Consider the following 12,804-nt stretch of genomic DNA (forward strand, 5'->3'; position numbering starts at 1 on the left):
AGTTCGTTCCAGATCTCCTGAAGCTCTAGACAGGTACGCCGGAAGGCTCCTACTGTGTCGGGCACAACACCTCGACGTTGCGTCGATGTGAACAGACCCGACCGGGAGGTGAGTCCACGTGCGTACGGCGGAGCCACTCCACCTCCGGTTGTTGCGACTGCTCCGTGACCAGGGAGCCGTCTCCCGCGCCGAACTCGCCGACCGGTTGGAGATGCCCCGGCCGCGCCTGCTCGCCGAGCTGGACCGGTTGGTGAACGCCGGCTACGTCGCCGAGGCGGGGCTTGCCGCGTCGCGGGGCGGTCGCCGGTCCACACTGGTCGAACTCAACCCCGCCCTGCGGTTCGCCGCGGTGGACCTGGGTGCGAGTTCGATCGACGTCGAGGTGGTCAACGGCCGCCTCGAACCGGTGATCGCGTACACCGAGGCGAGCGACATCCGCTCCGGTCCCAAGGTCGTCCTGCAGCGGGTCAACGAGCTGCTGCACAAGGCCAAGGTGGAGGGCGCGTACGAGCGGCTCGACGCGGTCGGCATCGGCGTACCCGGACCGGTGAGTTTCCGCGACGGTGTGCCGGTATCCCCGCCGATCATGCCGGGCTGGGACCGTTTCCCCGTACGCGAGCTGCTCACCCGCGAGCACAACTGCCCCGCGGTGGTGGACAACGACGTCAACATCATGGCGATCGGAGAACGGCACGGAGGCGTCGCCCACTCGGTGGACGACTTCCTCTTTGTCAAGATTGGCACCGGTATCGGGTGCGGGATCTACCTGACCGGCGAGGTCTACCGGGGCACCGACGGATGTGCCGGCGACATCGGCCACATCCAGGTCGACTCGCACGGTCCGATGTGTTCATGTGGCAACGTCGGCTGCCTGGAAGCGCTGTTCAGCGGCGCGGCCATGGCAAAGGACGCCACGGTCGCGGCTCGCAGTGGCGCATCACCGGTGCTGGCCGAGCGGCTCGCGGCGAGCGGTGCGGTCACCGCCCTGGACGTCGCCGAGGGCGCCGTCGAGGGGGACGTGACCTGCATCCGGCTCATTCGTGACGGCGGGCGCCGGGTGGGCGGAGTTCTCGCCGGCCTGGTCAGCTTCGCCAATCCATCGATGATTGTCATCGGAGGGGGGCTGGCCCAGTTGGGTCACATCCTGCTCGCGGAAATTCGCAGCGTGGTCTACCGGCGGTCGCTTCCGCTGGCCACCGGCAACCTGCCGGTGGTGCTTTCCGAACTCGGCCCGCGGGCCGGGGTCACCGGCGCCGCGGTACTCGCCAGCGACGTCGCCTTCGGGGAGGCATTGTGAGCGAGCAAGTCAGCACCGAACAGACAGATTCCGCACAACCCAATATCGTCCTGCGGCTCACCGACGTGGTGAAGACGTTCCCCGGCGTACGCGCGCTCGACGGCGTACAGCTCGAGGTGCGGGCCGGCGAGGTGCACTGCCTGCTGGGCCAGAACGGCGCCGGCAAGTCCACCCTGATCAAGGTCCTGTCCGGCGCGCACCAGCCCGACTCCGGGCAGGTCGAGTGGCTCGGCGAACCGGTCAACTTCGCCAACCCGCAGGCCGCGATGAAGGCCGGGATCGCCACCATCTACCAGGAACTCGACCTGGTCGACGACCTGTCGGTGGCGGAGAACGCCTTCCTCGGCCACGAGCCGCGCACCCTCGGCTTCGTCCGGCGGGCCAGGATGGAACGTCAGGCCAACGGCATCCTCGGCCGGCTCGGCCACGGCGAGATCCCGTCTAGCCGGATGGTCCGGTCCCTGCCGGCCGCCGGCAAGCAGATCGTCAGCATGGCCCGCGCGCTCTCGCACGACGCCCGGCTGATCATCATGGACGAGCCGAGCGCGGTGCTGGCCCACGACGAGGTCGGCAACCTCTTCCGGATCATCCGCGAACTGACCGCACAGGGCATCGCGGTCATCTACATCTCGCACCGGATGGACGAGCTGCGCGAGATCGGCGACCGGGTCACCGTACTGAAGGACGGCCGGACCACGGCGGCGAACCTGCCCGCCCGCACCACCCCGACCAAGGACCTGGTCAGCCGGATGACCGGCCGCAACATCGAGTACGTCTTCCCCGAGCGTCCGGCCGCGGCGACCGCCGTCACCGAGGCCACCGAACTGCTCCGGGTCGACGGGCTCTGCCGCGACGGCGAGTTCCAGAACGTCTCGCTCAACGTCCACGCAGGTGAGATCGTCGGCATCGCCGGGCTGGTCGGATCCGGCCGCTCGGAGCTGCTGGAATGCATCTACGGTGCCCGCCGGGCACAGTTCGGCACCGTCACGATGAACGGGCGCAAGCTGCGTCCGGGCAGCGTGGGCGCGGCCGTCAAGGCCGGCATGGGCATGGCACCGGAGGAGCGCAAGAGCCAGGCGCTGCTGCTCGGCGAGCCGATCTACCGCAACGTCACCCTGGCCACGTTCGGCCGGTACGCGAGCTTCGGCTTCACCAACGCCGGCAAGGAACGCGCCGAGGCGGAGCAGATCGCCGACTCACTGGAACTGCGCCCGCGCGACGTACGCCGGGCCGTACGCACGCTCTCCGGCGGTAACCAGCAGAAGGTGGTGGTCGGGCGCTGGCTGCTCGGCGACACCCGGCTGCTGCTGCTGGACGAGCCGACCCGGGGTGTCGACGTCGGCGCCCGCGCCGAGCTCTACCAGGTGATCCGTGCGCTCGCCGAGCGTGGGGTGGGCGTCCTGCTGGTCTCCAGCGAGGTGCCCGAGGTGCTCGGCCTGGCCGACCGTGTGCTGGTCATGCGGGAGGGGCGGGTCGTGCGCGAAGCGCCGGCCGGCGAACTTGACGAAGACACTGTGCTCGACCTCGTCATGTCGGGGTCGCTGATGGAAGGTGCGCCAGCATGAGTGACGCGACCGCGACCGCGGTGGCCGAGACCCCGCAGCACGGCGGCGCCACGCCCCCGGCCAAGGGCGGCAAGTGGCGTGGCGACCTGGGCGAGGCGATGACCCGCAACCTGGGTCTGCTGGGCGTGCTGGCGCTGCTGATCATCATCGGCGCGGTCACCCAGCCCGACCTGTACGGCGACTCCACCTGGGTCCGCAACAACGTCCTGTCGATCCTCCAGCTCGCCTCCGTGGTCGGTGTGGTCACCGTCGGGATGACCTTCGTGATCATCGGCGGCGGCATCGACCTCTCGGCCGGCGCGATCGTGGCGCTGGCCGGGGTGTGGGCCACCACGGTCGCCACCCAGAGCTACGGCGCCGCCGGCATGATCTTCACCGCGATCATCGTCGGTACGATCGTCGGCCTGGTGAACGGTGTATTGATCTCGTACGGCAAGTTGGTGCCGTTCATCGCCACCCTGGCGATGCTGGTTGCCGCCCGCGGTCTGGCCGCCCAGATCTCGGGCAAGCAGACCCAGGTCTCCGGCAACGCCACCATCAACGGGATCGCCGGCAACAAGCTGCTCGGCATTCCGATCCTGGTCTACATCTTCGCCGGGGTGGTGATCGTCGGCTGGGTGCTGCTCAACCGCACCACCTTCGGTCGCCGTACGGTCGCCGTCGGCGGGAACCCCGAGGCGGCCCGGCTCGCCGGAATCAACGTCAAGTGGCACACCCTCATGCTCTACGGGCTCTCCGGCCTCTGCTGCGGCATCGCCGCGATCATGCTGACCGCCCAGGCCAACTCGGCCCAGGCGGCCATGGGCAACCTTTACGAACTCGACGCGATCGCCGCCGCGATCATCGGCGGCACGCTGCTCAGCGGTGGTCGGGGCACGATCGTCGGCTCCCTGCTCGGCGTGATCATCTTCGCCACGATCACCAACCTGTTCGCGATCAACAACCTCCCGGTCGAGGTCCAGAACATGGTCAAGGGCGGAATCATCGTCGTCGCCGTACTGATCCAACAGTTCCGGTTCCAGTCGATCACCCAGTTCTTCGCGCGGAACAAGGTCACCACGACCTGAGGCACCGCAACCCTCCAGGTGACGCCGCACGTGGGCGCTCGCCGGACCCAACATATCCGCACACCCCCACCCTTCAAAGAAAACAGGAGGTCGTTATGACCCAGCAAGCGCGCGACCTGTCGCGCCGCCGGCTGATGTTCGGCGGGGCCGCGCTCGGCGCCGGTGCCCTGCTCACCGCCTGCACCAGTAACGAGGCTTCGGCACCCGAGGGCCAGACCAAGGTTGCCGACGCGTCGGCCGCCGCACCGGGCAAGCCGGTCACCATCGGCTTCTCCGCCCCGGCCGCCGACCACGGCTGGATGGCGGCAATCACCAACAACGCCAAGGCCCAGGCGGGGCTCTACTCGGACGTCACCTTCAAGACGGTCGAGGCCGGCGCGGACGCCCCGGCACAGCTCGCCGCGCTCCGCGCGCTGATCGGGCAGAAGCCGGACGTCATCGTCCTGCTCCCGCACGACGGCAAGGAGCTCAACGCCTTCGGCCTGGAGGCCATGAAGGCCGGCATCCCGGTGGTCAACCTCGACCGGGCGTTCCCGGACGCGCTGGCCTACCGGCTCCAGATCAAGGGCGACAACTACGGCATGGGCGTCTCCGCCGGCAAGTACATCGGCGAGCAGATGAAGGCCAAGGGCGTCACCAACCCGATCATCGCCGAGATCCCGGGCATCGACTCGCTGGAGCTGACCCAGGAGCGCTCGGCCGGCTTCAAGGCCGAGCTCGCCACCTTCGGCTTCACCGTGGCCAGCCGGATCCCGGCCGAGTTCACCGCGGACAGCGGCCAGAAGGCGGCGTCGCAGCTCCTCCAGGCCCAGCCGAAGATCGACGCGGTCTGGAACCACGACGACGACCAGGGCATCGGGGTGCTCGCCGCGATCACGCAGGCCGGGCGCAAGGAGTTCTTCATGGTCGGCGGCGCCGGCTCCAAGGCGGCGATCGACGCGATCGCGGCCGACAGCGGCGTGCTCAAGGCGACCGTCACCTACAGCCCCTCGATGGCATCCTCGGCGATCACGCTGGCTCGCCTGATCGGACAGGGCAAGGGCATGTCCGACCTGGTCGAGCTGCAGGTCCCGAAGGAGATCACTCTCACTTCGGAGACCATCACCAAGGAGAACGCGAGCACTTACAGCAAGCTCGGGTTCTGATCTAAGGGGAGGCCCACCTTGTCCACTGTAGATAGCGAGCTGCGGGTCGGCATGGTCGGCTACGCGTTCATGGGCGCCGCGCACTCACAGGCGTGGCGCACCGTGAACCGCGTATTCGACCTGCCGACACGAGCCCGGATGGCCCTGATCTGCGGCCGGGACGAGTCGAAGGTGGCCACGGCCGCCGATCGGCTCGGCTGGGACGGGTACACCACCGACTGGCGTGACCTGATCAACCGGGACGACATCGACGTGGTCGACGTCTGCACCCCGGGCGACAGCCACGCCGAGATCACGATCGCGGCGTTGGCGGCGGGCAAGCACGTACTGTGCGAGAAGCCGCTGGCCAACTCCGTGGACGAGGCTCGCGCCATGGTCGCCGCCGCGGCCAAGGCACAGGCGTTGGGCGTACGGTCCATGTGCGGGTTCAACTACCGCCGGGTCCCCGCGGTCACCCTCATGCGTCAACTGGTCGAATCCGGCCGGCTCGGCGTCATCCGGCACGTACGTGCGGTCTACCTGCAGGACTGGATTGTCGACCCGCAGTTCCCGCTGGTCTGGCGGTTGCAGCGGGACAGGGCGGGTTCCGGGGCGCTGGGTGACATCGGCGCGCACATCATCGACCTGACCCAGTACGTGACCGGACAACGGATCACCGGGGTCAGTGCGATCACCGAGACGTTCGTCAAGGAGCGGCCGCTGCCGGCGGAGTCCAGCGGGTTGGCCGCCTCCACCGGCAACGGATCCGTCGAAGCCATCGCCACCGGCGAGGTGACCGTCGACGACGCCGCCGTCTTCGTGGCGCGGCTCGACGGCGGGGCCCTGGCCACGTACGAGGCGAGCCGCTTCGCGACCGGGCGCAAGAACGCGCTGCGGGTCGAGATCAACGGATCGCTCGGCTCGGTGGTGTTCGACCTCGAACGCCTCAACGAGCTGGAGTTCTACGAGGCCAGCGGCCCGACCGCCGAGCAGGGCTTCAACCGGATCCTGGTGACCGAGGGCGACCACCCGTACATGTCCGCGTGGTGGCCGCCGGGACACATCATCGGTTACGAGCACTCGTTCACGCACGAGATGCGCGACTTCCTGGAGGCGATCGCCACCGGGACCGACCCGACCCCGTCGTTCGCCGACGCCCTCCAGGTCCAGCTCGTGCTGGACGCGGTGGTGCGCTCGGCGGAGCTGGGTTCGTCGTGGACCGAGGTCGAGCCGACGCTCGTCACGGTCGCCGCCTGACCCGGCACCACCCCGATACCCAGTCACATCCACCCGTGGCGGTGCGCCAACACCCCCACCCGACGAGCTTTCCGGGTCGATCAGCGAGGGTCCGGTCGCGGTTGCGCCCCGCGGCCGGAGCAGGGTCACCCGGAGGGCGTACGCACCGCCGAGTCCGCAAGGACCACGGCGGCGTACGGAAGTAACGCGGTCGTCCGGTACGGCCGGACCGGGATTCCCCGGTCGTACCGGACGCCCAGTAGTAGCCCGACCGGCCCCGACCCCCGGGGCCGCCCCACCCACTACCACCACCTGCCCCGACCCCCGGGGCGCACGAACCGGACGACATTCCCGATGGCTACGCCGTAGCCGCGGGTTCGGCCCGGGGCCCCCGTCCCGGACCGCATCCGATGACAACTACATCAGGGAAGGACTCCGGCTGGCACGGCGCTTGCGAAATCGCCGCCGTACCAGCCGGCACGACGCGGGGGAGGCAAGGTCGCGACGCCGACCGACCTTGCCTGCCAGCCCCGTCCGCCCGTACCTGCCGGGTTCCACGAACAACGCCGTTGCCGCCGACTCCGGCGCTGTTCGAGGGACGCCATCCGAGCAGGTCGGGCGGGCGGGGTGCTCTTCCACCACGCCGTTGACTTTCCAGCACGCCAGTATTGATACCGGCGCATCCGTCCAACCCCCACGGATGCCGCCGTGCAGTTCCCCGCGCGAGGAAGGAGCACAACATGCGTACGGGAATCTGGCTGGTGGGCGCACGCGGCTCGGTCGCCGTCACCAGCGTGGTCGGGGCCCTGGCCCTGCGAGCCGGGCTCGTCGAGCCGACCGGCTGCGTCACCGAACTCCCCGCACTGCGCAGCCCGGCCCTGCCGGCCTACGCCGACCTCGTCTTCGGCGGTCACGATCTCGTCCCCACCCCGGTGGTGAAGAAAGCGGAGGCGCTCGCCGCCGCCGGCGTACTGCCGGCCCGGCTGGTGACCGCGCTTCCGGACGAGCTGGCCGCGGTCGAGAACGAGATCCGTCCCGTCCCCACCGCCGAGCGACAGGCCGACGTGATCGCCGCCCTGGTCGCCGACCTGACCAACTTCAAACAGCGCAACCGGCTGGACCGGGTGGTGATGGTGAACGTCTCCGCCACCGAACCCGCCCCGGAACCGCATCCCGCGTACGCCGACCTGGCCGCGCTGGAACAGGCACTGTCCACCGAGGCCACCGTGCTGCCGAACAGCTCCGCGTACGCGTACGCGGCGTTCACCGCGGGCTGCTCCTATGTGGACTTCACCCCGTCGACCGGAGCCCGGCTGCCCGCCCTGGCCGAGTTGGCCGCCCGCGAAGGGCTGCCGTACGCCGGGCACGACGGCAAGACCGGCGAGACGCTGGTCAAGTCGGTGCTCGCACCGATGTTCGCGATGCGCAACCTGCGGGTCCGTACCTGGTCCGGGGTGAACCTGCTCGGTGGCGGCGACGGCGCGAACCTGGCCGAACCGGCCGCGAACGCCGCCAAGGCCGCCAGCAAGCAGCGGGTCCTCGGCGAAACCCTCGGCTACGTGCCGCAGGGCAACACCCGGATCGAGTACGTCGACGACATCGGCGACTTCAAGACCGCGTGGGACCTGGTCACCTTCTCCGGCTTCCTCGGCACCGCGATGCGGATGGAGTTCACCTGGCACGGGTGCGACTCGGCGCTCGCCGCTCCGCTGGTGCTGGACCTGGCCCGGCTGACCGCCACCGCGCACCGGACCGGCCGCGGCGGCCCCCTCGGTGAGCTGGCGTTCTTCTTCAAGGACCCGCTCGGTGAGGGCCCGCACTCGCTGCCGGAGCAGTGGGCCACCCTCTGCGCCTTCGTCCGCCAGCTCGACGCCGACGCGGCACAGCAGGGCGGGGCCGGCGACGCCGGCCGGTCCGACCCGGCACAGGGCTGAGGTGCGGCGACATGCCCTCCCTGGGTGACTTCGCCGAACTGGTCCGGGCACCGGCCGCGCTCTCCGTACCCGGAGACGTGGTGGCCGGTGCCGCCGCCGCGGGCGCGTTGGACCGGCGGGTGCCGGGATTGGCCGGTGCCTCGGTGCTGCTCTACTGGGCCGGGATGGCGGCCAACGACTGGGCCGACCGCCATCTCGACGCGGTCGAACGCCCCGAGCGGCCGATCCCGAGCGGCCGGATCTCACCCGGCACCGCGTTCGGGGTCTCCGCCGGGCTGACCGCCGCCGGGCTCGCCCTGGCCGGTCTGACCGGTGGGCGCAGGGCGCTGGCCGTGGCGGTGCCGCTGGCCGGCGCGATCTGGGCGTACGACGTGAAGGCCAAGAACACCGCCGCGGGCCCGGCTGTGATGGCCGCCTGTCGGGGGCTGGACGTGCTGCTCGGCGCGACCGGCGGCAAGCCGCTGCGGGCCGTACCGGCGGCGGTGACCGTGGCCGCGCACACGTACACGGTGACCGAGCTGTCCCGGCGGGAGGTCAGCGGCGCCGACCGTACCCTGCCCCGGGTTACTTTGGCCGGCACCGCAGTGGTGGCCGCCGCCGCCGTGACCGGCCCCCGCCGCACGGGCTGGCGGGCGTGGATCCCGGCGGCGCTGACCGCCTGGTACGTCGGCCAGTACGGCACCGCCCAGGCCCGGGTCGCCGCCGACCCGGCCGCCGAACGGGTACGTGCCGCCGTCGGGGCGGGCATCACCGGCCTGCCGGCGTTGCAGGGCGCGCTCGTCGCCCGGACCGGCAATGGCGTGCTGGGAATGGCGGTCGCCGCGGCGGCACCGCTCGGCCGCCGCCTGGCCCGGAAGCTGTCCCCGACATGAGCACCGCCGCTCGGCACGGGCCGGCGGGCCCGGCTCGACGGGGGACCCGACGATGACCGGCCTGCGGTTCGGCTACGGCACCAACGGGTTCGCCAACCACCGGCTCGACGACGCCCTGCGGGTCATCGCCGACCTGGGCTACCAGGGCGTCGCGCTGACCCTGGACCACGACCACCTGGACCCGTTCGCGCCCGGCCTGGCGGCCCGGGTGGGCGCGCTCGGCAACCGGCTGGCCGAACTGGACCTGGGGCTGGTGATCGAGACAGGGGCCCGGTACCTGCTGGACCCGTGGCGCAAGCACGCGCCGACGCTGCTCGACGACGACCCGGCGCTGCGGATCGAGTTCCTGCGCCGGGCCATCGCGGTCGGCGCCGACCTCGGTGCCGAGGCGGTCTCGTTCTGGGCCGGGGTACGCCCGACCGCGCTCGACGAGAGCAGCGCCTGGGACCGGCTCGTCGCCGGCTGCGCCGAGGTGGTCGACGCGGCGTTCACGGCCGGCGTCACGCTCGGCTTCGAACCCGAACCGGGCATGTTGGTGCCGGACATCGCCGCCTGGTGGCGGCTGCGGCACGCGCTCGGCGCACCGCCCGGGTTCGGCATCACCCTCGACATCGGACACTGCCGGTGCCTGGAGCCGCAGCCGGTGCCGGACTGCGTCGCCGAGGTCGCCGCGCACCTGGTCAACGTACAGATCGACGACATGCGGCGGGGAGTGCACGAACACCTCGAATTCGGCACCGGCGAGATCGACTTCCCGCCGGTGCTGCGGGCCCTGGCCGACGCCGGCTACACCGGTCTGGTCGCGGTCGAGTTGCCCCGCGACTCGCACGCCGCACCGGCCGTGGCGGCCCGCTCGGTCGACTTCCTGCACACCGCCGCCTGGCAGGCCGAGGTGGCGGTGGAGCAGATCGGCAGCACCGTCGGGCGGGCCGGTGCGACCGGGCCCGTCCGGCCGCGGGGCGACGAACACAGCGAGCGGGCCGGCGCGGCCACCACCGTGGCGCGCCCGGCCGGTTTGGAAGGGGAGGCGTAATGGAACCGGACCAACTGCGGGCGGCGCTCTCGGCCGTACCGGAGCCGGACTGGCTGGACCAGGCGGTGCGGCGGGTCGCGACCGAACCGGAGGCGGTCGGTCGGCTCTTCGCCGCCGCCGGCCGGCGGTGCGGCCGGGCCCCGCTGCCGGACGCGCCCGGCTGGACCGCCGACGACGCGGCCCGGGTGCTGCTGCTGACCATGCTGCCGGCCGACCGGGTGGTCGGCCAGGTGGAAACCCTCTACCGGTACGGCGACGCGGCCGAGAAACGGGCCGTCCTGCGGGCCCTGCCGTGGCTGCCGATCGGTGCCGCCGCCGTCCCGCTGCTGCACGACGCGATCCGGACCAACGACACCCGACTGGTCGCCGCCGCCCTCGGCCCGTACGCCGGGCACCTCGACGCCGCCACCTGGCGCCAGGCGGTGCTCAAGTGCGTGTTCATGGAGGTGCCGCTGGCCGTGGTGGACCGGCTCGACGAGCGCGCCGACGGTGAGCTGGAGATCATGCTCGCCGGGCTGGACGAGGAACGTCGCGCCGCCGGCCGCACCATCCCGGCCGACGCCACCGCCCTGCTCGACCGGCTCCGACTGACGACGAAAGAGGCGTGACATGCGCATCTTCGACCCGCACATCCACATGACCTCGCGCACCACCGACGACTACGAGCGGATGGCCGCCGCCGGGGTCCGCGCCCTGGTCGAGCCGGCGTTCTGGCTGGGCCAGCCGCGTACCAGCGTCGGGTCGTTCGCCGACTACTTCGACTCGTTGGTCGGCTGGGAGCCGTTCCGGGCCAGCCAGTTCGGCATCAGGCACTTCGCCACCATCGCGCTCAACCCGAAGGAGGCGAACGACCCGCGCTGCCGGGAGGTGCTCGAACTGCTGCCGCGCTACCTCGACAAGGACAACGTGGTCGCGGTCGGCGAGATCGGGTACGACTCGACCACGCCGGAGGAGGACGAGGTCTTCGCCGCCCAGCTCGCCCTGGCGATCGCGTACGACCTGCCGGCGCTCGTGCACACCCCGCACCGGGACAAGGCGCGGGGTACGGCCCGGAGCATCGCCGTGGTGACCGAATCCGGCATCGAACCCGGCCGGGTGGTGATCGACCACCTGAACGAGGTCACCGTCGAGCAGGTACGCGACTCCGGCTGCTGGGCCGGCTTCTCCATCTACCCGGACACCAAGATGTCCCCGCCCCGGATGGTGGAGATCCTGCGCAAGTACGGCACCGAACGGATGCTGGTCAACTCGGCTGCCGACTGGGGCCGGTCCGATCCGCTGCTGACCCGGACCACCGGGGAGGCGATGCTCGAAGCCGGCTTCAGCGACGACGACGTGGACCGGGTGCTCTGGCGCAACCCGATCGAGTTCTACGGCCAGTCCGGCCGGCTCGACCTCGCCGAACTGGAGGGTGCGGCGGCCGGACCCGAACCGACCTTCGAGGGCAACTCGATCCTGCGAGGTGGTAGCTGATGCGGCTGCGACATCCGGACGGGCAGACCGTCCACCTGAGCTACTGCACCAACGTGCACCCGGCCGAGGACCTGGCCGGGGTGATCAGCCAGCTCGACACGTTCGCCGAACCGATCCGTCGCCGGCTCGACGCCGACGTACTCGGGTTGGGGCTGTGGCTGGCCGCCCCGGTGGCCGCCGGGCTGGCCGCCGACCCGGCGTTGCGGCGCCGGCTGCGTACGGAACTCGACGCGCGGGGGCTGGAGGTGGTGACGCTCAACGGTTTCCCGTACCGGTCGTTCCAGGCCCCGGTGGTGAAGCTGGGCGTCTACCACCCGGACTGGACCTCGCCGGAACGGCTGGAGTACACCCTCGACCTGGCCCGGGTGCTGGTCGACCTGCTGCCCGACGACGCCGCCCGAGGCTCCATCTCCACCCTGCCGCTGGCCTGGCGTACGCCGTGGACCCCGGCGCAGTCCGGTGCCGCCGCCCGTACGCTCGAACAGCTCGCCGCCGGCCTGGCCTCGATCGCCTGGCAGACCGGGCGGGCGGTCCGGGTCGGTTTCGAACCCGAGCCCGGTTGCGTGGTGGAGAGCACCGCGCAGGCCGCCGCCCAGCTCGCCCGGGTGGACACCGACCGGCTCGGCATCTGCCTGGACCTGGCCCACCTCGCCTGCGCCTGGGAGGAGCCGGCCGACGCGCTGGCGCAGTTGCGCCGGGCCGGGCTGCCGGTGGTGAAGGTGCAGGTGTCGGCGGCGTTGCAGGCGGACGACCCGGTCGCCGCCGCCGAGCAGCTAAGCGGGTACGTCGAGCCGCGTTTCCTGCACCAGACCCGGGGCGCCGGCTGTGCCGGTGCGGCCGATCCGGCCGATCCCGCGTATGCCACCGACGACCTGGACCAGGCCCTCGCCGACGGGCTGCCGGGGGCGTGGCGGGTGCACTACCACGTGCCGCTGCACGCCGACCCGGAGCCGCCGCTGCGGTCGACCACCCCGGTGCTGCGCGGCGCGCTACGGGAACTGCTCGGTGGCGACAGCGCCGGGTGTGACCACTTCGACGTGGAGACGTACACCTGGGGGGTGTTGCCGGCGGCCCGGCGGCCGAACTCGGACGCCGAACTCGTCGGCGGCATCGCGGCCGAGCTGGCGTTCGCCCGGGACGAGTTGGTCGACCTCGGCCTGACCCCCGTGCCCGCCCCGGTGACGGCATGACTCAAGGAGAGAA

At 71.4% G+C, this 12,804-nt stretch carries 11 protein-coding genes; all 11 read left to right on the forward strand.

Annotated features, from left to right (window positions below; genetic code table 11):
• The first annotated feature begins 118 nt into the window (after positions 1-118).
• The 11 genes from AB0J90_RS03305 to eboE all read left to right on the forward strand — a co-directional run bounded on the left by AB0J90_RS03305 (position 119) and on the right by eboE (position 12,791).
• A complete protein-coding gene (locus AB0J90_RS03305; protein WP_326556361.1) occupies positions 119-1,297 on the forward strand; it encodes an ROK family protein in 1,179 nt (392 codons plus the stop codon).
• The gene (locus AB0J90_RS03310) at positions 1,294-2,862 is read left to right on the forward strand and encodes a sugar ABC transporter ATP-binding protein (protein WP_363591673.1); all 1,569 of its coding nucleotides are present in this window, start codon (positions 1,294-1,296) and stop codon (positions 2,860-2,862) included. Before AB0J90_RS03305 ends, AB0J90_RS03310 begins: the two co-directional genes overlap by 4 nt.
• A complete protein-coding gene (locus AB0J90_RS03315; RefSeq protein WP_363591675.1) occupies positions 2,859-3,929 on the forward strand; it encodes an ABC transporter permease in 1,071 nt (356 codons plus the stop codon). The genes AB0J90_RS03310 and AB0J90_RS03315 overlap by 4 nt, the downstream gene beginning before the upstream one ends.
• 95 nt (positions 3,930-4,024) lie before the next feature.
• Positions 4,025-5,074, forward strand: coding sequence for a substrate-binding domain-containing protein (locus tag AB0J90_RS03320; protein WP_363591677.1), 1,050 nt, complete (start codon positions 4,025-4,027; stop codon positions 5,072-5,074).
• An 18-nt stretch (positions 5,075-5,092) separates the two neighbouring features.
• Positions 5,093-6,310 (forward strand): Gfo/Idh/MocA family oxidoreductase, encoded by a 1,218-nt coding sequence (locus AB0J90_RS03325; protein WP_363591679.1) that lies wholly within the window; start codon positions 5,093-5,095, stop codon positions 6,308-6,310.
• A 719-nt stretch (positions 6,311-7,029) separates the two neighbouring features.
• A complete protein-coding gene (locus AB0J90_RS03330) occupies positions 7,030-8,223 on the forward strand; it encodes an inositol-3-phosphate synthase (RefSeq protein WP_363591681.1) in 1,194 nt (397 codons plus the stop codon).
• Positions 8,224-8,234: 11 nt separating this feature from the next.
• Positions 8,235-9,095: an SCO3242 family prenyltransferase gene (locus AB0J90_RS03335; protein ID WP_363591683.1), complete on the forward strand. Its 861-nt coding sequence runs from the start codon at positions 8,235-8,237 to the stop codon at positions 9,093-9,095.
• A gap of 52 nt (positions 9,096-9,147) precedes the next feature.
• Positions 9,148-10,128: a sugar phosphate isomerase/epimerase family protein gene (locus tag AB0J90_RS03340; RefSeq protein ID WP_363591685.1), complete on the forward strand. Its 981-nt coding sequence runs from the start codon at positions 9,148-9,150 to the stop codon at positions 10,126-10,128.
• Positions 10,128-10,736 carry an EboA domain-containing protein gene (locus AB0J90_RS03345; RefSeq protein WP_326556369.1) on the forward strand — a complete coding sequence of 203 codons (609 nt, stop codon included), beginning with the start codon at positions 10,128-10,130 and terminating at the stop codon, positions 10,734-10,736. The genes AB0J90_RS03340 and AB0J90_RS03345 overlap by 1 nt, the downstream gene beginning before the upstream one ends.
• Position 10,737: 1 nt before the next feature.
• Complete coding sequence (locus AB0J90_RS03350) at positions 10,738-11,601, forward strand: TatD family hydrolase (protein ID WP_363591688.1); 864 nt, start codon at positions 10,738-10,740, stop codon at positions 11,599-11,601.
• Positions 11,601-12,791: a metabolite traffic protein EboE gene (gene eboE / locus AB0J90_RS03355; RefSeq protein WP_363591690.1), complete on the forward strand. Its 1,191-nt coding sequence runs from the start codon at positions 11,601-11,603 to the stop codon at positions 12,789-12,791. The genes AB0J90_RS03350 and eboE overlap by 1 nt, the downstream gene beginning before the upstream one ends.
• The last annotated feature ends 13 nt before the right edge of the window (positions 12,792-12,804 follow it).

Source organism: Micromonospora sp. NPDC049523, from assembly GCF_040676775.1.
Taxonomy (GTDB): Bacteria; Actinomycetota; Actinomycetes; order Mycobacteriales; family Micromonosporaceae; genus Micromonospora_G.

Coding starts and splice junctions, on each gene's coding strand:
- eboE (WP_363591690.1), top strand. CDS start 11,601: ATGCGGCTGCGACATCCGGACGGGCAGACCGTCCACCTGAGCTACTGC.
- AB0J90_RS03340 (WP_363591685.1), top strand. CDS start 9,148: ATGACCGGCCTGCGGTTCGGCTACGGCACCAACGGGTTCGCCAACCAC.
- AB0J90_RS03350 (WP_363591688.1), top strand. CDS start 10,738: ATGCGCATCTTCGACCCGCACATCCACATGACCTCGCGCACCACCGAC.
- AB0J90_RS03330 (WP_363591681.1), top strand. CDS start 7,030: ATGCGTACGGGAATCTGGCTGGTGGGCGCACGCGGCTCGGTCGCCGTC.
- AB0J90_RS03345 (WP_326556369.1), top strand. CDS start 10,128: ATGGAACCGGACCAACTGCGGGCGGCGCTCTCGGCCGTACCGGAGCCG.
- AB0J90_RS03315 (WP_363591675.1), top strand. CDS start 2,859: ATGAGTGACGCGACCGCGACCGCGGTGGCCGAGACCCCGCAGCACGGC.
- AB0J90_RS03320 (WP_363591677.1), top strand. CDS start 4,025: ATGACCCAGCAAGCGCGCGACCTGTCGCGCCGCCGGCTGATGTTCGGC.
- AB0J90_RS03335 (WP_363591683.1), top strand. CDS start 8,235: ATGCCCTCCCTGGGTGACTTCGCCGAACTGGTCCGGGCACCGGCCGCG.